At 64.7% G+C, this 18,522-nt stretch carries 14 protein-coding genes and 1 tRNA gene; 6 read left to right on the top strand and 9 right to left on the bottom strand.

Annotated features, from left to right (window positions below):
* Positions 1–22: 22 nt before the first annotated feature.
* The 3 genes from W930_RS0107490 to mfd form a co-directional block, all read right to left on the bottom strand.
* Positions 23–1,309 carry an MFS transporter gene (locus W930_RS0107490; RefSeq protein ID WP_023874581.1) on the bottom strand — a complete coding sequence of 429 codons (1,287 nt, stop codon included), beginning with the start codon at positions 1,307–1,309 and terminating at the stop codon, positions 23–25.
* 286 nt (positions 1,310–1,595) lie between these two features.
* Entirely contained in the window at positions 1,596–2,813 is a 1,218-nt protein-coding gene (gene argE, locus W930_RS0107485; RefSeq protein ID WP_023874579.1) for an acetylornithine deacetylase, read from the bottom strand.
* Between the two features lie 277 nt (positions 2,814–3,090).
* Positions 3,091–6,555, bottom strand: a complete 3,465-nt coding sequence (gene mfd, locus W930_RS0107480) for a transcription-repair coupling factor (protein ID WP_023874577.1) — start codon at positions 6,553–6,555, stop codon at positions 3,091–3,093.
* Between the two features lie 108 nt (positions 6,556–6,663).
* Between mfd and ispD the strand changes: the two genes are divergently transcribed.
* Complete coding sequence (gene ispD / locus W930_RS0107475; RefSeq protein ID WP_023874575.1) at positions 6,664–7,386, top strand: 2-C-methyl-D-erythritol 4-phosphate cytidylyltransferase; 723 nt, start codon at positions 6,664–6,666, stop codon at positions 7,384–7,386.
* Positions 7,387–7,432: 46 nt separating this feature from the next.
* Positions 7,433–7,966 carry a 2-C-methyl-D-erythritol 2,4-cyclodiphosphate synthase gene (gene ispF / locus W930_RS0107470; protein WP_023874574.1) on the top strand — a complete coding sequence of 178 codons (534 nt, stop codon included), beginning with the start codon at positions 7,433–7,435 and terminating at the stop codon, positions 7,964–7,966.
* Positions 7,967–8,204: 238 nt separating this feature from the next.
* Here the strand turns inward: ispF and W930_RS0107465 are convergent, their stop codons facing one another.
* From W930_RS0107465 to ompR, 4 genes are all read right to left on the bottom strand, one after another.
* Positions 8,205–8,732, bottom strand: coding sequence for a carboxymuconolactone decarboxylase family protein (locus W930_RS0107465; protein ID WP_023595690.1), 528 nt, complete (start codon positions 8,730–8,732; stop codon positions 8,205–8,207).
* 59 nt (positions 8,733–8,791) lie between these two features.
* Positions 8,792–9,340: a peroxiredoxin gene (locus W930_RS0107460; protein WP_023595691.1), complete on the bottom strand. Its 549-nt coding sequence runs from the start codon at positions 9,338–9,340 to the stop codon at positions 8,792–8,794.
* A 234-nt stretch (positions 9,341–9,574) separates the two neighbouring features.
* Positions 9,575–10,915 (bottom strand): ATP-binding protein, encoded by a 1,341-nt coding sequence (locus W930_RS0107455; protein ID WP_115344360.1) that lies wholly within the window; start codon positions 10,913–10,915, stop codon positions 9,575–9,577.
* A gap of 191 nt (positions 10,916–11,106) precedes the next feature.
* Positions 11,107–11,832, bottom strand: coding sequence for a two-component system response regulator OmpR (ompR, locus tag W930_RS0107450; protein ID WP_010808867.1), 726 nt, complete (start codon positions 11,830–11,832; stop codon positions 11,107–11,109).
* A 169-nt stretch (positions 11,833–12,001) separates the two neighbouring features.
* Between ompR and W930_RS30590 the strand changes: the two genes are divergently transcribed.
* The 3 genes from W930_RS30590 to W930_RS0107435 all read left to right on the top strand — a co-directional run bounded on the left by W930_RS30590 (position 12,002) and on the right by W930_RS0107435 (position 15,506).
* Positions 12,002–12,322 (top strand): hypothetical protein, encoded by a 321-nt coding sequence (locus tag W930_RS30590; protein WP_144347317.1) that lies wholly within the window; start codon positions 12,002–12,004, stop codon positions 12,320–12,322.
* A 369-nt stretch (positions 12,323–12,691) separates the two neighbouring features.
* Positions 12,692–14,134 (top strand): DUF1800 family protein, encoded by a 1,443-nt coding sequence (locus W930_RS0107440; RefSeq protein WP_023874568.1) that lies wholly within the window; start codon positions 12,692–12,694, stop codon positions 14,132–14,134.
* Positions 14,135–14,249: 115 nt separating this feature from the next.
* Positions 14,250–15,506, top strand: a complete 1,257-nt coding sequence (locus W930_RS0107435) for a DUF1501 domain-containing protein (RefSeq protein ID WP_023874567.1) — start codon at positions 14,250–14,252, stop codon at positions 15,504–15,506.
* A gap of 22 nt (positions 15,507–15,528) precedes the next feature.
* On the opposite strand, the gene hpnD is transcribed toward W930_RS0107435, so the two are convergent.
* On the bottom strand, positions 15,529–16,413 hold the full coding sequence (gene hpnD, locus W930_RS0107430; RefSeq protein ID WP_023595696.1) for a presqualene diphosphate synthase HpnD: 885 nt from the start codon (positions 16,411–16,413) through the stop codon (positions 15,529–15,531).
* Positions 16,414–16,716: 303 nt separating this feature from the next.
* Here hpnD and W930_RS0107425 point away from each other — a divergent pair.
* A tRNA-Leu gene (locus W930_RS0107425) sits at positions 16,717–16,803 on the top strand.
* A 74-nt stretch (positions 16,804–16,877) separates the two neighbouring features.
* On the opposite strand, the gene W930_RS0107420 is transcribed toward W930_RS0107425, so the two are convergent.
* A complete protein-coding gene (locus tag W930_RS0107420; protein WP_024788469.1) occupies positions 16,878–18,455 on the bottom strand; it encodes a carboxylesterase/lipase family protein in 1,578 nt (525 codons plus the stop codon).
* Positions 18,456–18,522 lie beyond the last annotated feature (67 nt).

Here is an 18,522-nt window from a genome sequence, read left to right as displayed (position 1 = left end):
CCGGGGCCGCCTGCGTTGGGCATCAGCGCATGCCGAGCGAGCGGCTGCGCAGCAACGCGGCAATGCTGATGACGGCCGCGAAAATCAGGTAGAAGCTGGGGGCGAGCTTGTTGCCCGTGGCACCGATCAACCACGTGATGATAAACGGTGCGAAGCCGCCGAACACGGTCGCGGCGATGTTGTACCCGAGCGAGAGACCGGTGGTGCGCACCTGCACCGGGAACAGCTCGGTGAGCAAGGCGGGTAGGGCGCCGAAGTAGGTCGTCATGAGCAGGCCGAGCACGATCTGGAACACCATCAGCGAGCCGAACGTCGGGTGCGCATCGAGATAGTGGAACATCGGGTAGACGAGGATGAGCAGCGCCACGGCGGCGCTGAGCATGGGCTTGATGCGCCCGTGCGTGTCCGACCAGTGGCCGACGATCGGGGCGACGATCAACTGCACCACCCCGGTGAGCAGCACCGCCGAGAACGCCGCCGACGACGGCAGGCCGAGTTGCTTGACGGCATACGTCGGCATGTAAAGCACCAGATAGGTCGCCACGGTCGCCATCACGACCACGCCGATGGCGAGCATCAGACGTTCCTTCTGGCTGGCGAAGGTGTCGCGCAGCGGGCTCTGCGTCGGCTCGATGTCGAGGAACTCGGGCGTCTCGTCCAGGCGGCGGCGAATGTAGTACGCGACCGGTCCGATCAGCAAACCGAAGAAGAACGGCACGCGCCAGCCCCAGGAGGCCATCGCTTCGGCCGACAGATTGCCGGTCAGCAGTGCGCCGAAACCGGCGGCAAGCAGCGTGGTGAGGCCTTGCGACGCCACCTGCCAGCTCGAGAAGAAGCCGCGGCGCTGCGGCGCGTGCTCGGCCAGGAACGCCGTCGCGCTGCCGAATTCGCCACCCGCCGAGAAGCCCTGCACCATGCGCGCGATGACGATGCCCACCGGCGCGAGCACGCCGATCGACGCATACGTCGGCATGACCGCGATGAGCAGGGTGCCCACCATCATCAGCAGAATCGAGAGTGTTAGGGCGGCCTTGCGTCCCGCCCGGTCGGCGTACGCGCCGATCACGATGGCGCCCAGCGGCCGCATGAAAAACGACACACCGAACGTGCCGAGGGTGAGCAGCAGCGAAATCGTATCGTTGCCGGTCGGGAAGAACAGCTTCGCGATGGTGACGGCAAAGAAGCCGTACACCACCAGGTCGAACCATTCGAGCGCGTTACCGATCGAGGCCGATACGATCACACGCCATGCGTGCGGGGAAGTGCGGGCGGACGAGGCCGTCGCGTTGGGGGCTGCGCTTGCGCTCATGGGCGAGATCTCCAATACCTGTGTGGCGTAGGTGCTTGTTATGTGATTGTTCTGCTGCGACGGGATGTCCTGTGCGCCTTTGCGTGAGGCGTCTTGTACTGTCTGGTGCCTGATACGAGCTGCGTGATACGTAATACGTGATGCGTGATGCCTGTCTCGTGAAGCGACGCCGCCATGGGAACGGGCCGCATCCCGCAAGCGGAATACGGCCCGGCTGGACGTACGCGACGTCGGGCCTGCGGGTGCTGCCGGTCGGTGCATTGCACACGCTCGGCCGCACGTGGTGTCAGGCGCCGACGGTATTGCTGCGAATCAGCTTATGCAGGAACGATTCGCACTGGGCGATCTGTTCAAGCGAGACGAATTCGTTGGGCTTGTGCGCCTGTTCGATGTTGCCGGGGCCGCACACGATCGACGGCACGCCAGCCCGCTGGAACTGACCGGCTTCAGTGCCGTAGGCGACCTTGCGCTTGTCGGCGTCCTTGGTGAGTGCGCGCACGAGTTGCGTGATGGCGTCCTGCTCGGACGCATCGAGCGCGGGCGCGGCGGCGATCTTCTTGAACTCGATGCCCGCGTTCGGGTGCTCCTTCTTCATCTTCGGCACGAGTTCGTCCATCGCGTATTGCTGGATGCGCTGGAAAATGCCTTCCGCGTCGACACCCGGCAGGTTGCGGTACTCGAAGACGAATTCGCACAGCGCCGGGATCGTGTTCAGGGCGATGCCGCCCGAGATCGTGCCCGTCTGTGCCGTGGTGAACGGCACGTCGAACAGTTCGTCGAACGGACCGTTCTGCTTGAAGTGGTCGGCCAGATCACGGATGTAGCAGATCAGACGCGCGGCGTACTCGATGGCGTTCGAACCCTTCGGAGTGAGCGACGAGTGGGCAGCGTGGCCCCGCACGCAGCACTGATAGGCATTGATGCCCTTGTGCGCGACGATCACGCGCATGCTCGTCGGCTCGCCGACGATGCAGCCGTCCGGACGAATGCCGCGCTCACGCAATTCGGCGAGCATGACCGGTGCGCCCACGCAGCCGATTTCCTCGTCGTACGAAAACGCGAAGTGGAACGGTGTCTTGAGCTTGGCATCGCGCATTTCGGGCAACAGCGTCATGACCGAGCCGATGAAGCCCTTCATGTCGCAGGTGCCGCGGCCATACAGGTTACCGTCGCGCACGACCGGCTTGAACGGATCGGTGTCCCACGGCTGGCCGTCGACGGGCACCACGTCGGTGTGGCCCGAGAGCACAATGCCGCCCTGGGTATTGCCATCGGCCGCAGGCAGCGTGACGAACAGATTGGCCTTGCGCTGGGTGGCGTCGTACGACAGCCACGGTTCGACGCCTGCCTGCTGGAGGCTGTCGCGTACCGTCTCGATCAGGCCGAGGTTCGATTCGCGGCTGGTGGTGTCGATACTGACCAGCTTCTTGATCCAGTCGAGCGATGCCGGTTCGGTCTCGGGGGTAGCCTGAGCCGCAACGGCTTGGGGGGAAGCGCTTGTCATTCGAATCTCCGTGAATCTTCCAGTCCTTCGTGCAACACGCGTAATGCGTATCGATACTGGGAAATCTTACTCAAAAATAATTTAGAGGTAAAAGGTTGTGCGAACAACCATTCTTGCCTCGCGGGAATTGGCGCGTCCGCACGGACGTCGTGCGGGCGCGCCTGAAAGGAAAGACGATGAAATTGCTGCAATGCACACCATTTTGCGGCGTGAAGCGACACGGCGGTGCGCCGGCGATTTTCCTCGTCGGCGCGCCTGGCCGGAGGCGTCGCGCGGATCAGGCCGCTCTCGCGCTGGGTGATCCGAGCGCACGCAACGTCTCCTTGATGGCACGCACGCGATCGGTCAGTTGCGCGTGCTTGACCTCGATGCGCAGCTTGTCCTGGCCAGCGAGCTTGATGTGGCGATGCTTCTGCACCAGCTCGATGATGCGCATCGGATCGACGGCGGGCGTGGGCTCGAATTGCAGCGCGATGGCCTCCTCGCTCGCATCGATCTTGAGGATGCCGAGCGGTTTGGCCAGCAGCCGAAGGCGGTGCGTCTCGATGAGCGCCTGGGCCTGCTGCGGCAGCTTGCCGAAGCGGTCGACGAGCTCTTCCTGGATGGTGTCGATGGCGTCGGGCTGCGTACCGTTGGCCAGCCGCTTGTAGAGCGAAAGGCGCTCCTGCACGTCGCCGCAGAAGTCGCTCGGTAGAATGGCCGGCACGTGCAGGTTGATCTCGGTGGTGGCGGCCAGCGGCGCGGTGAGGTCGGGTTCGCGTCCTGCCTTCAACGCGCTCACGGCGTCGGCCAGCATGTCGGTGTAGAGCTGGAAGCCGATCTCGTGAATCTCGCCGGACTGCTTGTCGCCGAGCACTTCGCCCGCGCCGCGAATTTCCAGGTCGTGCATGGCGAGGTAGAAGCCCGCACCCAGCTCTTCCATTTGCTGAATCGCTTCGAGACGTCGCTGGGCCTGCTTCGTGAGCGACTTCGGATCGTGCACGAGCAGATAGGCGTAGGCCTGGTGATGCGAGCGTCCGACACGTCCGCGAAGCTGGTGCAGCTGCGCGAGGCCGAATTTGTCGGCGCGATGCATCAGGATCGTGTTGGCGGTCGGCACGTCGATGCCGGTCTCGATGATGGTCGTGCACAGCAGCACGTTGGCGCGTTGCGTCACGAAGTCGCGCATGACGCGTTCGAGATCGCGCTCGTGCATCTGGCCATGCGCGACGACGATGCGCGCTTCCGGCACGAGGGCTTCGAGTTGCGCCTTGCGATTTTCGATCGTCTCCACCTCGTTGTGCAGGAAGTACACCTGCCCGCCGCGTTTGAGCTCGCGCAGCATGGCTTCGCGAATGACGCCATCTTCCTCTCGTCGGACGAACGTCTTGATCGCGAGCCGCTTCTGCGGCGCCGTGGCGATGACGGAGAAGTCGCGCAGTCCCTCGAGCGCCATGCCCAGCGTGCGCGGGATCGGCGTGGCGGTGAGGGTGAGCATGTCGACCTCGGCGCGCAGCGCCTTGAGCGCTTCCTTCTGGCGCACGCCGAACCGGTGTTCCTCGTCGATGATGACCAGCCCCAGTCGCTGGAACTGAATGTCGTTCGAGAGCAGCTTGTGCGTGCCGATCACGATATCGACCTGGCCTTCGTTGATCGCCTTTACGCTGGCGTTGACTTCCTTTGTCGTCTTGAAGCGCGAGAGTTCCGCGATGCGCACGGGCCAGTCGGCAAAGCGGTCGGAGAATGTCTGCGCATGCTGCTCGGCAAGCAGCGTGGTCGGCGCGAGCAGGGCGACCTGCTTGCCGTCGAGCACGGCGATGAAGGCCGCGCGCAAGGCCACCTCGGTCTTGCCGAAGCCCACGTCGCCGCACACCAGGCGATCCATTGGGCGGCCGCTCGTCATGTCGCTCATCACGGCAGCGATGGCCGCGGCCTGGTCCGGCGTTTCCTCGAAGCCGAAACTGTCGGCGAATTTCTCGTAGTCGCGCGGCGAGAGCTGGAAGGCGTAGCCCGAGCGCGCCGCGCGACGGGCATACAGGTTGAGCAGTTCTGCCGCGGTGTCGCGAATCTGCTGTGCCGCCTTGCGCTTTGCCTTTTCCCACTGCCCCGAGCCGAGCGAGTGCAACGGTGCCGTGTCCGGATCGGCGCCGCTGTAGCGCGATATCAGATGCAGCTGCGAGACGGGCACGTACAGCTTGCTGTCGCCCGAATACTCGAGATGCAGGAACTCGGTCTCTCCTTCGCCGAGGTCCATGCTCACGAGGCCCTGGTAGCGTCCGATGCCATGCTGGCTGTGCACCACCGGGTCGCCGACCTTGAGTTCGGCCAGATCGCGCACCATGGAGTCGACGGACGTCGCCTGTTCCTGACGGCGCTTGCCGGCGCGGCGCGCGAGACCTTCGTAAAGTTCGTTCTCGGTGATGAACGCGAGATCCTCGGTCGGCAACAGGAAGCCGGCGGCGAGCGGGGCGACGCCGATGGCGAAGCGGGCGTCCGACGTCAGGAAATCTTCGAGCGATTCGACCGAGACGGGACGCAGATCGTGGTCGTGCAGGAGTTGCAGCAGCGTCTCCCGGCGTCCGGCCGAGTCGGCGCACAGCAGCACGCGCGCAGGCGTGCGAGCGAGGTAGGCGCGCAGCGCGGCGAGCGGGTCGTCGGCGCGCCGGTTGATCGCCAGCGGCGGCAGTGCCGTGGCCCAGGTGCCGTCGCCCGGCGTGGGCAGCGTCAGGCGTGCGAAGGGCTTGGCGAGCGTGAAGAAGTCCTGATCGAGCAGGAACAGTTGCTCGGGCGGCAGCACCGGCCGCTCGCGATCGTGCGACAGGAAGTTGTAGCGCTGGCGCGTGTCGTTCCAGAAGCGGGTAATGGCCGCGTCGAGGTCGCCCACGAACACGAGCTGCGCGTCGGCCGGCAGATAGTGAAAGAGGGTGGCCGTTTCTTCGAAGAACAGCGGCAGGTAGTACTCGATGCCCGCGGAAGGCACGCCGCTGCCGATGTCCTTGTAGATCGGACTGCGGCTCGGATCGCCCTCGAACACCTCGCGCCAGCGACCCCGAAACGCGGTGCGCGCCGGCTCGTCGAACGGAAACTCGCGCCCGGGAAGCAAGCGGACTTCCTTGACGGGATACAGGCTGCGCTGCGTGTCGGGATCGAAGGCACGAATGCTGTCGACGGTATCGTCGAACAGGTCGAGACGGTAGGGGAGTGCGGAGCCCATCGGGAAGAGGTCGATCAGGCCACCGCGCACGCAGTATTCGCCCGGGCGCATCACCTGACTCACGTGCTCGTATCCCGCGAGCGTGAGTTGCGACTTCAGCCGCGCTTCGTCGAGTCGCTCGCCCTGCGTGAAGAAGAACGTATAGGCCGCCATGAAGCTCGCCGGGGCCATGCGATAGAGCGCCGTAGTCGCCGGCACGAGCACGATGTCGCAACGCTTTTCCCCGAGATCGTGCAGCGTGGCGAGGCGCTCGGAAACCAGATCCTGGTGTGGCGAGAACGTGTCGTACGGCAGCGTCTCCCAATCGGGCAGCAGACGTATGCGCAGTTCGGGCGCGCACCATTTGAGTTCCTGCTGCAGACGCAGGGCGTCGGTGGCCTGAGCGCAGACCACCGCCAGCAGCGGCAGGCGCTCGCGGTTGCCCTCGAAATAGCGGGCGATGAGCAGGGCATCGCTCGAGGCGTGCGATCCGGCGAAGGCGTAACGCTGTCCCGCTTTCACGAGCGGCACGGGCGCGGTAGTACGGGCTGGGGCGTTGGCGGATGACATAGGAAAACGTTGCAGAAATGGCAAAGCACGGGGCTCCATTCGCATGGGGCCCCGTGACAGTCAGCGACTATTATAAAATCCCTGCTTTACCCTTACCTGCGTTTTATCGTGAGCGACCGACTTTTTGCCGTCATCCCGTGCGCCGGGGCCGGCGTGCGCGCCGGGGCCGACGTGCCCAAGCAATACCGAAGCGTTGGCGGACGGGCGATGCTTCACTATGCGCTCGCTGCGTTCGACGCCTGTTCCGAGTTCGCTCAGACGGTGCTGGTGCTCGCGCCTGACGACAATCACTTCGACGGCCGGCGCTTCGGTCCGCTGCGTTTCGCCGTGCGTCGCTGCGGAGGGCCGTCGCGGCACGCGTCGGTGCTCGGCGGTCTGCAGGCGCTCACCGAGTTCGGGGCGCAGGACAGCGACTGGGTGCTCGTGCACGATGCCGCGCGCCCGGGCATCACGCCCGCACTGATCCGTGCGCTGGTCGAGGCGCTTCGCGACGATCCCGTCGGTGGCATTCTCGCGCTGCCGGTCGCCGATACGCTCAAGCGCGAAGCGGCGTCGGGAGAGAAGGGCGAGCTGGCGGCCGTGGGGGCGACCGAGTCGCGCGACGGCCTCTGGCAGGCGCAAACGCCGCAAATGTTCCGTTTGGGCATGCTGCGCCACGCTCTCGAAGACGCGCTCGCCGCCGGCGCGGAAGTGACCGACGAAGCCAGCGCCATCGAGCGCATGGGCCACGCACCGAAGCTGGTTCGCGGCAGTCTGCGCAACTTCAAGGTGACGTACCCCGAGGATTTCGCATTGGCCGAGGCGTTTCTCGGCGCGGTCCGGTCGGCCTGAGCGCCTCCGATTCGACGCATCGATTTTTCGCATTTGGCGACTCTCCATGACTGAACAAGCCGGTTCCTCCTCCTCCTCGCTCGCCGTGCTCGGCGCGCTTTCCAAACTCCGCATCGGTCAGGGCTACGACGTTCATGCGCTCGTGCCGGGCCGCCCGCTCGTGATGGGCGGCGTCACGATTCCGTTCGATCGCGGACTGCTTGGCCACTCGGACGCCGACGTGTTGCTGCACGCCATCACCGACGCGGTGCTGGGCGCCGCCGCGCTCGGCGATATCGGCCGCCATTTCCCCGACACCGATCCGACATTCAAGGGCGCGAACAGCGTGGTGCTGCTCAAGGAAGCCATGCGGCGCGTACGCGAGCACGGTTACGAACTGGTCAACGTCGATTGCACGGTCATTGCGCAGGCGCCGAAACTGGCGCCGCACATCGCTGCGATGACGCAGTCGATTGCCGACGCGCTCGGCATTGCCGTCGGTCAGGTCAACGTGAAGGCCAAGACAAACGAGAAGCTCGGGTATCTGGGGCGTCAGGAGGGGATCGAGGCACAGGCGGCCGCATTGCTCATCGCACCCTGAGCATTGAGCGCACCAGAAGGTGATGATCGCGCAACGCGCAGGCCTCGTGCCGAGGCACGCGGTCCCGTGGTTGGCAACGGCGGGATGTGACAATCCGCAAGATGTGAAAACGGCGCTACCGGAGTGCACCCGGTAGCGCCGTTTTTTTGCGCCGCGTCTGACGGCCCGGGCCGTCAGACGATCAGACCCTCAACGCGTCCTCGAGACGACGCGGCACGACCTTGGCATTGCCCGGACATCAGGCTGCCTCGGCGCTGAGCACCTGAGCCGCAGCGTTGATGACGGCGGCGATACGTCCGACGTCGCGCAACTGGGCGGTGCTCATCTTGTGCTCGTTGACGAGCAACGCCGCGTGCGACTGCACGCAGAAGTGGCACTTGCCGACGATGGACGCGGCCAGCGCGTACATTTCGAAACGGCGCTGGTCGACGCCACCGCGCGTGGCATAGCCGTTCATGCGCAGTTGGGCCTTCTCGTTCTTGAGCTCGGCGTTGTCGGCCATCTCGAGATACGGATACCAGGTGTTGTTCATGCCCATGAGCGCGGCTGCGGTCAACGCGCCTTCGAGCTCTTCCGGGGCCAGCACGCCGGCTTCGCGAATCGCCTTGACGATCGGCTGGCTCTTGGCGGCGAAAGCGGCGGCGAGCGCCACCCCCACGGCGTCGTTGCCTTCCAGCGAGGAGCGGACGATGGTGCCGTCGAGGTTCAGGCGGATGTCCTTGGCGTAGTCAGGGATCTGGGCCTTAATCGCGGTGATGAATTCCATAAATTTCTCCTATTGCGTGGGGCTGAAAAAGCCCGCTCGCGCGGGCTTCGAGACGACGCTTACAGCGTTGCACCGCCAACAGCGCGGTTGCACGGGCAGAGTTCGTCCGTTTGCAGACCGTCCAGAATGCGCAGCACTTCTTCCGGGTTGCGGCCGACGTTCAGGTTGTTCACCGAGACGTGCTGAATGACGTTGTCCGGGTCAACGATGAACGTTGCACGCAGGGCCACGCCGGCAGCCTTGTCGCGCACGCCGAGCTGGTCGATCAGCGAGCCGGTGGTGTCGCCGAACGAGTAGTGGTTCAGCTTGTTCAGGTCCTTGTGCTCACGGCGCCATGCGAGCTTCACGAATTCGTTGTCGCCCGAGCCGCCCATCAGCACGGCGTCGCGGTCTGCGAAATCGTTCGCCAGCTTGCCGAATTCAACGATTTCGGTCGGGCACACGAACGTGAAATCCTTCGGGTAGAAGTAAATGACTTTCCACTTGCCCGGGAACGAGGCTTCGGTGATCGTTTCGAAAGCCGACACGCCGTTTTCTTCGTGGTTGTTGAAACCAGGCTTGGCAGCTTCGACCGAGAACGCTTCGAGTTTGTCGCCGACAGTCTTCATCGATTACTCCTAAATTAGTGCGGTTTATGTCGAGATATCGCAGGGGACATCGCAACTGGCAACTGACCGGAATCTCGCGATCCCGGTCAACCAAAGTAGTGTACGCTATTGGCGAATCGATCGCAATAGTTTCTTTTTATGCAGGGGATAGTTAAATCAAATGCCGTCGATAGGATTTTGCGCAGCGCATGCGGGGCAGGCCTTGAGCATAGCCAAATTTCGGCACGACATCATCTATTTAGCAAGTGGAAATGACACGATGATTTCAAGGCCGGTACCCGGCCGGACGTTGCGCAGCGTGGCGAGGCCCTTGTAGCGGCTGGCGATGCGCTGGACGATGGCCATGCCCAGCCCCGTGCCGTCGGCTTTCGTGCGGGCGGTGTCCACGCGATAGAACGGACGGAACACCAGTCCCAGTTGATCCTCGGGAATCCCCGGCCCGGTGTCGCGCACGCGCATTTCGACGCGTTCGCCGATCACGCGCGTGGAGATGTGGACGTTGGCGATGTCGGTCTGGGCATCGCGTCCGTACTTTCGCGCGTTCTCGATCAGGTTTGTGAGCAGGCGCTTGAGGTCGGTGCGTTCGGCGAGTACGGGGGCGCCATCGGCCAGATCGGTGCTCAGGCTCAGATCCTCGCGACCTTCGAAGGCGGACACCGTCTCGCGCGCGATGTCGGACAAATCGAGCGACTGCATCGTACGAGAGGCGGGGCGCGCGTAATCGAGGAAGCGGCCGATGATCTCGTCCATCTGCTCGATGTCGCTGATCATGTCCCGTTTGACGGACTCCTCGGACGGGCTCATTTCGGTTTCCAGCCGCAGACGGGCCAGCGGCGTGCGCAGGTCGTGGGAGATGCCGGCGAGCATCAGCGCGCGGTCCGCCTCCAGGCGTTCGAGCTCCTGCACCATCTGGTTGAAGCTGCGATTGGCCTCGGCGGCTTCGCCCATGCCGCGTTCGGGCAGTGGGTCCGGACGATGTCCCTCGCCGATGGCGCGCGCCGCGTGCGCCAGTCGCGCGAACGGGCGGTTCACGAGTGCCGTGATGAACGCGGCGCCAATGAGCGAGAGCGCAAGCGCGAACGTGCCCCAACTGAAAAGTTGAAGACCGGTGGCCGTGTCGATCCGGTCTTGCTCGATGGCGACCCAATAGTCGTCTTCATCGATCTTGAAGCTGATCCACATGGCGGGGATTTCATTGACCGAGGCGGCGATCACCGTGTCGGTGCCGAGGCGTCGCTGCACGTCACGCGCGATCAGATCCTGCACCACGCTGCCGGGCTGCTTCTCGATCTTGTCGGCGGGTTCGCGCGGATACACGCGAATGCCCTCGTTGCTCTCGAGATCCTGCAGCAGCGCTCGGCGCAAATCGGGCTCGGAGTAAAGCAGGGCGGTACGCGTGAGTTTGACGATCGAGACAAGCTGCTGTGCGACGCGCTGCGCGCGCGGCTCCCGCTCGATCACGCGAAAGCTCTGGTACCAGGCGGCGAGGCTCACGCCGATGAGCAGGGCAATGAGAAAAAAGGTACGCCAGAACAGACCGCCGAACAGCCCGCGTACCATCCGGATCGGATGCATGGGGTTGCTCCGCTAATGCGTGATTCGGGCCTGTCGACAGTCCCGGGGCACCCCAAGACACACGCTCGTGCGATGGCCCGGGAGAGACGGATGCGGCACGTCACCGGCCGGCATCGGACAACGCACAACGCCGGTGCGCGAGTGAATCGCGACCGGCGTTGTTTTACGATGCGAGACGTGGGCGCGGATGATCACGCGCCGCCGTCCGGAATGAACACGTACCCGAGGCCCCAAACGGTCTGAATGAAGCGCGGGCTGCCCGGGTCCGGCTCGATGAGCTTGCGCAGACGCGAAATCTGCACGTCGAGGCTGCGATCGAAGACTTCGTATTCGCGCCCCCGCGCGAGCTCCATGAGCTTTTCGCGCGAGAGCGGCTGGCGCGGATGGCGCGCGAAGACCTTCAACACGGAGAATTCGCCAGTGGTGAGCGCGATTTCCTGCCCGTTCTTGGTGAGTGTGCGCGTGGCCAGGTTCAGGGCGAAGTCGCCGAACTCGAACGTCTCCATCGTTTCGCTGGGCGCACCGGGAAGTTCGGGCGGTGCCTGGCGGCGCAGCACGGCGTGGATGCGGGCGACGAGCTCGCGCGGGTTGAAGGGCTTGGGCAGGTAATCGTCAGCGCCCATCTCGAGACCGACGATACGGTCGACATCCTCGCCTTTGGCCGTTAACATGATGATCGGCGTGCGATCATTGGCGCCACGCAGACGGCGACAAATAGAGAGACCGTCTTCACCGGGGAGCATCAGGTCCAGCACGAGCAGATCGAAACGCTCGCGCACCCAAAGCTTGTTCATGGCCGTCGCATTTTCAGCCACGAAGACATTGAAACCCTGTTCCCCGAGGTAACGACGCAGCAGGTCGCGCAGGCGCGGATCGTCGTCGACAACCAGAATTTTGGGAGAGTTTTTGTTTTCCATGCCACGTATCTTAGCCCGAAATGTTGCGAACTGAGGAGGCCGCCAAAGCGGGTTACAAAGGGTTACACAATTTACCCTACGGCTTGTGCGCTGACCATAGGCAGTGGGTACACTTGCACGCCTGCCAGGGCGAAAACCTGTCGTACGGCATGAAGGACACACGCACAAGATGAGATGGGCTGCTGAGTTGACGCTACTGTTCGGGGGAATCATGCTCTGGGGACACCTGGGCGTGACGTATGCCCGTCCCGTCCCCCATTTCAGTGCGCAATCCCATGGCAGCAGTGCGGCCCGGGTGCAGCATGCGGCGCCGGCGCCGCGCAATGGCGGGAAAGCCGCCCCTGCGAGTGACGCCGCCGCCGAGCGTCGGGGCGACGAGCTGCCCAACCCGCCGCCGGGCCGTCGCCCGAACGGCCATATGTCGGCAGACGACCGACGCCTGCTGCGCCAGCATATTCAGGACGCCGTGCGCGAGCTCTACAGTCACTAGCCGACAGACGGTGCGTGCGCCGACAATGCGTCGCGACATGCGCCCATCGCTTCTCACCAAACGCCACTGATGTCATTTTGACGCGAGCGTCCCATGAAGCCGAATCGAAATCCGCCAGCCTCTGCCGACGCTGGCTTTTTTTGTGCTCGCCGATCGCCCCCGGGCGTGTCGCCGACGGCGTGCCGCTCGGCAGCGACATGCTCGCCGCCGTCCGCTGTACCGCAGACGCTTGGCTTCGTGCCACGTTGCATTGCCCTGCTGGCTGGACTGGTTGTCACCGCGCTGGGCACGTCACCCGACGCTTACGCGGCCGGGGCAAGGCACGTCGCCTCCGCACCTGGGCCGCGCGCGAGTTCGCGCAACGTCGATATGTCGAAGCGTCTGCTTGGCGAAGACGACGCCCGCTACCTGCTCACGCGTACGGGCTATTCCCCCGATGCCCGTGAGCTTGCCCCTTTCGTCGGGCTGACGCGCGCACAGGCCGTCGACCGTTTGCTTGACGAGTCGCGACGCACCGCCGTGACCGAGCCGCCGCCCTGGGCTGCGGATCCGCCGCTCTACGACGCGCGCGTGAAGTCCATGACCGCCGAGCAGAAGCGCGATCTCAACGAGCGGCGCAACCGGATGGCGGCGTCGCTTGCCGCCTGGTGGGCGCAGGAGATGGCGACCACGCCGTCGCCGTTGACCGAGCGCATGACCATGTTCTGGCACAACCACTTCGTGTCGAGCAGCGACAAGGTGCGCGAACCCGTCGTGATGTACCGGCAGAACGTGCTGCTGCGGGCGAATGCGCTGGGAAACTTCGGCACGTTGCTGCATGCCGTCTCGAAGGATCCGGCGATGCTGATTTATCTCGATGGGGCGGGTAGCCGGAAGGGGCGGCCCAACGAGAATTTTGCGCGCGAGGTCATGGAGCTTTTCACGCTCGGGGAAGGTCACTATACGGAGCAGGACGTGCGCGAAGCCGCACGCGCCTATACCGGATGGAGCATCGACCGTCCGACGATGACTTATGTCTGGCGCGCCAACTTGCACGATACCGGCACGAAGACCGTGTTGGGCCAGACAGGCGATTTCGATGGCGACCAGGTGCTCGACATTTTGTTGGCGCGTCCGGAGACGGCTACCTTCGTCACGGGCAAGTTGTGGCGTGAATTCGTGTCGCCCACACCCGATCCGCAGCAGGCGGCACGCGTGGCGAACGCATTTCGGGCGAGTGGCTACGATATCCGCGTGGCCCTGCGCGCCTTGCTGCTCACGCCGTCGTTCTGGGATCGCGACGCGCGCGGCACGCTCGTGAAGTCGCCTTCCGAGTTTGTGACGGACACCGTGCGAGAGTTCGATATCGGCTACGACGATCCGCAAATGCTCGCGCGGCAGATGGGCGCGCTCGGCCAGGCCCTGTTTCGTCCGCCGAATGTGAAGGGGTGGCCGGGCGGCGACGCCTGGATCGACAGCAGCACCTTGCTTGCGCGCAAGCAATTCGTCGAGCGCATGTTCCGGGCGACGGAGAAGGCGAACGCCGGCGCAGCGTCGATGGTGCCGTCGATGTCCATGCGTACCGATGTGCGTCGCACGGCGTTGACGATGGCCCCGTCGATGCCGAGGACGGTGGCGGGCGTGCGTTTCGATCTGGCGCGTTGGCTGCAACCGTACGCGTTGGGGCCGGTGGATGTACCGGACGCGCGTGCCCGGGAGGCACTGCAACGGGCGGTGTTGCCGATGGCCCCCGCTGCGCCGCAGACCTCCGGTGACAACAGCGCGGCGTACCTACAGGCGCTGTTGATGGATCCGGCGTATCAATTGAAGTGAGACGACGGGCCTGACGGCATGACGTCGGGCGCGGTGGCAACGGCGATGACCAATGGCCGATCGCCAATGGGCGATGCCGACAGGCGAATGGATGGCACGCAATGCGAGGTGTGAAATGCGTCGACGCGATTTTCTGACTTTCGCCGGGGGGCTTGGGGCGGCATGGCTCGCGCCGTGGCCGGCGCATGCTGCGGCACGTGATCTCTCCGGCATGATGCCGGGCGGCAGAGTGGGCGCGGTGGGCGCAGTCGGCGCAGGCGGTGATTACGGCAATCTGTTGATTCTCATTGAACTCAAGGGCGGCAATGACGGCTTGAATACCGTCATTCCCTATGCCGATCCGTTATACGCGAGTCTTCGCCCGAACATTGGCGTCAAGCGTGACCAGGTGGTGCAACTCGACGCGCATAGCGGCCTGCATCCTGAGCTGCGCGCGCTGCTGCCGATGTGGCAGGCGAAAGAATTGGCGGTGGTGCAGGGCGTGGGGTATCCGGAGCCGAATCTCTCGCATTTTCGTTCCATCGAGATCTGGAATACGGCGTCGCGCGCGGACGAGTACTTGCGTGACGGTTGGTTGTCGCGCGCGTTTGCCGAACGGCCCGTGCCGGCCGGGTTCGATGCGGACGGGGTGATCGTCGGCAGCGCGGAACTGGGACCGCTGGGCGGTGGGGCACGTGCGGTGACGCTGACGAATCCGGCGCAATTCCTGCGGGAGGCGGGGCTGGCGTCGGCGCATGCGGCGCGGGTGAGCAATCCGGCGCTCGCGCATGTGCTGCGGGTGGAGAACGATATCGTGAAGGCGGCGGATGGCCTGCGTCCTCGCCAGGGCCAGTACACGTTACGCACGCCCATGCCGGCAGGGGCGTTCGGCAACGTAGTGAAGACGGCGTTGCAGGTCGTGGCTGCCGCTGACTCACCGTCAGGCATGCCACAGCCGGGGCGCGGGGTGGCCGTGCTCAGGTTGACGCTCAACGGATTCGACACGCACCAGAATCAACCGGGGCAGCAGGCGAATCTGTTGCGTCAGTTGTCGCAGGGGATGATGGCGTTGCGCGCGGGGCTGACGGAGCTCAATCGTTGGCAATCGACGCTGATCGTGACGTATGCCGAGTTCGGGCGTCGGCCGCGCGAGAACCAGAGCAACGGCACGGATCACGGGACGGTGGCGCCGCACTTCGTTGCGGGCGGTCGTGTTCGTGGCGGTCTGTACGGTGAAGCGCCGCGACTGGATCGACTCGACGGCAACGGCAATTTGCCGTTCGCCGTCGATTTCCGGGATGTGTACGCGACGGTATTGCAGCGCTGGTGGGGGGTGAATCCGCGGCCGGTGCTGGGTGGCGTGTTCAGGCCGCTGGATGTGTTTCGGACCTGAGTGACGTGCGCGCCTGGAGGGTTCAGCGTGCGCGCCAGGCGCGCCAGAATTTGCGCAGCGGCGTGAGGTCGATGCGCTGGTGCAGGACTTGATAGTCGCTGGCGGCGACTTCATCCATCAGGGCCAACTGCAGGGATGCGAGTGCCAGCAGGGGCTTTTGCCGGCGGCGATCCGTTTGAGGAATGGCGCGGGCGGCGTTGGCGATCGCCTGGCTGGCGCGTTCATGCTGGAACTTCATCAGTTCGACGAACGCGGGCGAGTACTTGCCGTTTTGCAGGTCGGCGGCGGTAACGCCGAAGCGCTGTAGTTCGTCGATGGGGAAGTAGACGTAGCCGGCACGGGCGTCGACACCTGCGTCGGTCACGCGTCGGCCGAGCGTGATGGCGTGGCCGAGTGCGCGGGCGAGGGCGGGGGTGCTGTCGTTGTCGAAACCGTAGATGTGCGACGCGAGTTCTGCGGGGGCGCCGCCTGCGGCATCGCAATAGTGCGACAGGCCGGCGAAGTCGAGGTAGCGCATCTGCGAGAGGTCCATTTCGGCGCCATGCAGGACGGCCTCGAACTGTGCGCGGTTGAGCCTTGCGTTGTCGATGACGGGGGCGAGTGCGCGTGCGACCGGGTGGGCGGGGGCGCCGGAGAAGAGGCGAGCGAGCTCCTGGCGCCACCAGTCGAGCTTCGCGTGGGCGACGCCGGGGTCGTGCACGGCGGCATGAATGTCGGCGATTTCCTGGCAGAAGGCGTGGACGGCGTAGGCGGCATCGCGCTTGGACGGCGGGAGCTGAAGGAGCGCGTAGTAGAGCGCGGAGCCTGGCGGGCCGGCTTTCTGTCGGCAGTAATCGTTGGCCTGAGCGGGGCTGGCTGGGGTGCCGGTGCTTTGGTTGGCGTTCTCGGCGTTGTCGTGGGGTTGCATGCGAATGGGGTATCGGTTTGGTCAGGTGCCCGGATGCCGGTGCGCGGGCGCGCAGTCGGGGCAACTGCCATGAATTGGTGCGAATTTTAGCATTGCGCGACGAGAAGACGGGCCGGGGTGCGCGGGCAGGCTTGGGGCGCGCGGGGAATTTGCCGGTGAAAATCACTTCATGTAGAATGCTGGCCTGCTTTGACGCGTGCAACGGGGGGCGACAAGTCGCCCCTTTTCATGTCCGACAGGATGCACGACGTCAACCCGATGCCGGGATGCCGTACCTTACCCAGGTCACGACACCCACGGGCTGCGAGGATGGCGAAATTGGTAGACGCACCAGGTTTAGGTCCTGACGCCCGCAAGGGTGTAGGGGTTCGAGTCCCCTTCCTCGCACCAACTCCCCGTTTTGGCATCGGTTTCGTAGGTCTTACTTCTTCCCGAAATACCTCGCAAACGCTCGCCGACCTAGCCTAGAGCACTCCTTCCCACAAGCGTCGCTGATCGCCTGCGGGGTCTTCCTCAACGCGGTTATCACCTGCGGCCAGAAGCATGGTCGGGCGCTGCGTCAGTTGGAAGCGTGGCCAGGACGGCAGTGCGCTGTGCGAGGGCCGGCCTTCGCGCATGAAGGCGATCCAGGTTTCGTGAACCACACTGGCGAACGCATCCAGTGCGGGCGTTTCGCGATACAGCATGGAAAGAAAGGGCTCGCGGAAGTTCTTCCAGACCATCGGCAGCTCCGACGCATGCACGGCAAAGCCCCGGAAAGGGGCCTCCACTGATGCCTGATCGTAGCGGTACATGTAGCTCTCGCCACCATTGCGGGCATGCGCCTCGGCCAATCTCAGCATGGGCACCCAGTATTCCTCGGCGCTCAGCAGGTCGATACGTCGCAGAAACGCGTGCTGGTCAGGGAAGGCGTCGCGATAGCGCTGGGCCATGCGCTCGATGGTGGGCACATCGAGCTGCGCCATCTCGCGAGCCGCGATGGGCGCAGTGGTGGCCTCGCCTTTGCGATAGGCAGCCAGCAATTCGGGACGGAAGAAGATCAGCGATTCATTGCGGTTGCTGCCGACGAGCAGGCGCAAGTGGCTCGCGTGCCCTTGTTCCAGACTCAATTGCGGCGAGCGCGGCACGAAGTCGCCATCGATGACCGTGCGGAATGCGAAGTTGCGCGGATAGGCGGCAGCCGTGGCGATCTGCGCCTTGATCAACTGATCCGCCGGCAGGCTGAGCAGGCGCGCGCGAAGTGCCTCGCCGCGGCCATTCGGCTGTACCTGTTCGGCGAAGAGATGCGCCACCTTGTACGCCTCGTCCAGCGAATGCGTGGTGAGGGCGCCGCCACTCTCGATGATTGCCTGCTGGAACATACCGCGTGCCGCCGGCAGCGTCAGCAGCGTGGAGACATTCTTCCCTCCGGCCGATTCGCCCCCCAGCGTGACGCGCTTGGGATCGCCCCCGAACGCCTGGATATTCCGCTGGACCCATTGCAGCCCCATCACCTGATCGCGCAGGGCATTGTTGCCGGAGCCGCGATAGGACTCGCCCAAAAGGTCGCCAAGTTCGAGGAAGCCAAGCGCACCGACGCGATACCCGATGGTCACGCACACGACGCCATTGCGCGCGAACTGCGTGCCGTCGTAGATGGGCTGGCTGGTGGCGCCGAACATGTTGCTGCCGCCATAGATCCAGACGAACACAGGATGCGGGCCCGGTGTGTCCGGCGCCCACACGTTCAGGTAAAGACAATCTTCGCCCTGTCGCGCATCACCGAGGAAATTGCGGCCGGTGCCGGCCTGGATGCGCACCGGCTGCATCGGCGCAGGACCGAAGGAGAACGCATTTTGCGGCTGGGTGAATCCGGGATACTGCTGTGGTGGGCGAAAACGCAGTTCGCCCACCGGCGGCAGCGCAAACGGAATGCCCTTGAACACGCGCACCTGATCTTCCACCGCACCACGCACCGGACCCGCCGGCGCGTCAATCGTGATGGCCCGACGCAACGGCTGCGGCTCGCGTGTCGACCGGGCCTGTGTGAGCAACGGTGCCAAGCTCCCCGCTGCTGCCAAACTCGCGCCTTGGGCGATGAATCGTCGACGTCCTGTCTGCATGCTTCAT

Origin of the sequence: Pandoraea sp. E26, from assembly GCF_000681415.1 — a bacterium.
Taxonomy (GTDB): Bacteria; Pseudomonadota; Gammaproteobacteria; order Burkholderiales; family Burkholderiaceae; genus Pandoraea; species Pandoraea pnomenusa.
This window is presented reverse-complemented; position numbering and strand designations above follow the sequence as displayed.

Excerpts from the sequence above, each read along its gene's own strand:
- W930_RS0107490 (WP_023874581.1), bottom strand. The coding sequence starts at position 1,309 with ATGAGCGCAAGCGCAGCCCCCAACGCGACGGCCTCGTCCGCCCGCACT.
- argE (WP_023874579.1), bottom strand. The coding sequence starts at position 2,813 with ATGACAAGCGCTTCCCCCCAAGCCGTTGCGGCTCAGGCTACCCCCGAG.
- mfd (WP_023874577.1), bottom strand. The coding sequence starts at position 6,555 with ATGTCATCCGCCAACGCCCCAGCCCGTACTACCGCGCCCGTGCCGCTC.
- ispF (WP_023874574.1), top strand. The coding sequence starts at position 7,433 with ATGACTGAACAAGCCGGTTCCTCCTCCTCCTCGCTCGCCGTGCTCGGC.
- W930_RS0107465 (WP_023595690.1), bottom strand. The coding sequence starts at position 8,732 with ATGGAATTCATCACCGCGATTAAGGCCCAGATCCCTGACTACGCCAAG.
- W930_RS0107460 (WP_023595691.1), bottom strand. The coding sequence starts at position 9,340 with ATGAAGACTGTCGGCGACAAACTCGAAGCGTTCTCGGTCGAAGCTGCC.
- W930_RS0107455 (WP_115344360.1), bottom strand. The coding sequence starts at position 10,915 with ATGCATCCGATCCGGATGGTACGCGGGCTGTTCGGCGGTCTGTTCTGG.
- ompR (WP_010808867.1), bottom strand. The coding sequence starts at position 11,832 with ATGGAAAACAAAAACTCTCCCAAAATTCTGGTTGTCGACGACGATCCG.
- W930_RS30590 (WP_144347317.1), top strand. The coding sequence starts at position 12,002 with ATGAGATGGGCTGCTGAGTTGACGCTACTGTTCGGGGGAATCATGCTC.
- W930_RS0107440 (WP_023874568.1), top strand. The coding sequence starts at position 12,692 with ATGTCGAAGCGTCTGCTTGGCGAAGACGACGCCCGCTACCTGCTCACG.
- W930_RS0107435 (WP_023874567.1), top strand. The coding sequence starts at position 14,250 with ATGCGTCGACGCGATTTTCTGACTTTCGCCGGGGGGCTTGGGGCGGCA.
- hpnD (WP_023595696.1), bottom strand. The coding sequence starts at position 16,413 with ATGCAACCCCACGACAACGCCGAGAACGCCAACCAAAGCACCGGCACC.